The organism is Kitasatospora sp. NPDC059973, from assembly GCF_042737525.1.
Taxonomy (GTDB): domain Bacteria; phylum Actinomycetota; class Actinomycetes; order Streptomycetales; family Streptomycetaceae; genus Kitasatospora.
Map to the genome: position 1 here is coordinate 1 of NZ_JBHWUI010000368.1, position 1,388 is coordinate 1,388.

Annotated in this window: 1 protein-coding gene; it reads right to left on the reverse strand. The window is 70.8% G+C overall.

From position 1 onward, the window contains the following. Positions 1 to 121 precede the first annotated feature (121 nt). Positions 122 to 1,330, reverse strand: coding sequence for an IS701 family transposase (locus tag ACFWA9_RS39180; protein WP_380394378.1), 1,209 nt, complete (start codon positions 1,328 to 1,330; stop codon positions 122 to 124). Positions 1,331 to 1,388: the final 58 nt, after the last annotated feature.

Genomic DNA, 1,388 nt, shown 5'->3' on the forward strand with positions numbered 1-1,388 from the left:
CTAGTAGGGCTTTGTTAGGTGGTGTCGTAGGGCTGCCATGGGGTGGGTTGTCGGCAGGTGGGGCAGGTGCCGGTCCAGGTGGCGATGAGGTGTTGGAGGAGGTCCAGGGCCTGGCCGAAGGTCAGGCCCTGGACAGGGCTTTTGGGAGGGCGCGCTGTTCGGTGAGGAACAGGTGGGCGGCGCTGACGAGGGTGACGTGGCGGTGCCAGCCGATGAAGGAGCGGCCCTCGAAGTGATCCAGGCCGAGGCGGGTCTTCAGCTCTCGGTAGTCGTGCTCGATCCGCCATCGTGACTTCGCGAGCCGGACGAGGTCCCTGGCGGGGATGTCGGCGGGCAGGTTCGAGATCCAGTATTTGACCGGCTCCGTCTCGCCCTCGGGCCATTGGGCGATCAGCCAGACGAGGGGGATAGTGCCGTCTGCGGCCGGCTTGGGACGCCGCCCGGCCAGGCGCACCCGCAGCAGCACGAAATGCGCGCTCATCGCCGCCTTGGAGCCCTTGCGCCAGGTCACGCTCCGCCCCGCGCCGCGTCCGGCGGCCAGCACGTGCTCCCGCAAGGAAACCGGGCGGGTGCGGTAGCGCGCCAGCGGCCGCGGCCCCAGGCCGCCGTAGGGCGGCCGATACGGTTCGGCGTCCTCCCGGTGGGCTGTCATCTCGCCCTTCGCCTGCAGCACGTAGGCCAGACGGCGGTCCTCCAGACCGTGGCGGAAGTCCGCGTTCGCCCCGTAGGCCGCGTCCGCGACCAGCGCCGCGGGCCGCAGTCCGGTGGCGGCGAGTTCGTCGAGCATCTCCAGGGCCAGCTGCCATTTCGGCCGATGGCGGGCGTCCTCGGGGATCCGGCAGGCCGCCCTGCGTGCGGCCGCCTCGGGCCCGTCCCAGGACTCCGGCACGAACAGGCGCCAGGACAGCGGGCAGGAGGCGGTGTCGGACAGGGCGTGGACGCTGACGCCGATCTGGCAGTTGCCGACCTTGCCCAGGGTGCCGGAGTACTGCCGGGCGACCCCGGGCGAGGCCTTTCCGTCCTTGGGGAAGCCGGTGTCGTCCACCGCCCACACCTCGGGCCGCACCGCCCGCACGGCCCGACGCGCCAGGCGGGCCCGGACGTCCTCGACCGGCCAGGTCGAGGACGTCATGAACTGCTGCAACCGCTGATGGTCGACCCCCAGACGCTCGGCCATCGGCTGCATCGACTTGCGCCGGCCCTCCAGCAGCAGCCCCCGCAGGTACAACCCGCCCTTGGCCCGCTGGTCACGGCGGGCCAAGGGCGCGAACACCTCCGCCGCGAACTCCTCCAACCGCCCCCGCCACAAAGCAAGTTCGCCAGTCCTCATACCAACAGAGAACTACCGAACACGCGATGCGACAAGCCTCCTAACAAAGCACTACTAG

Excerpts from the sequence above, each read along its gene's own strand:
- ACFWA9_RS39180 (WP_380394378.1), bottom strand. The coding sequence starts at position 1,330 with ATGAGGACTGGCGAACTTGCTTTGTGGCGGGGGCGGTTGGAGGAGTTC.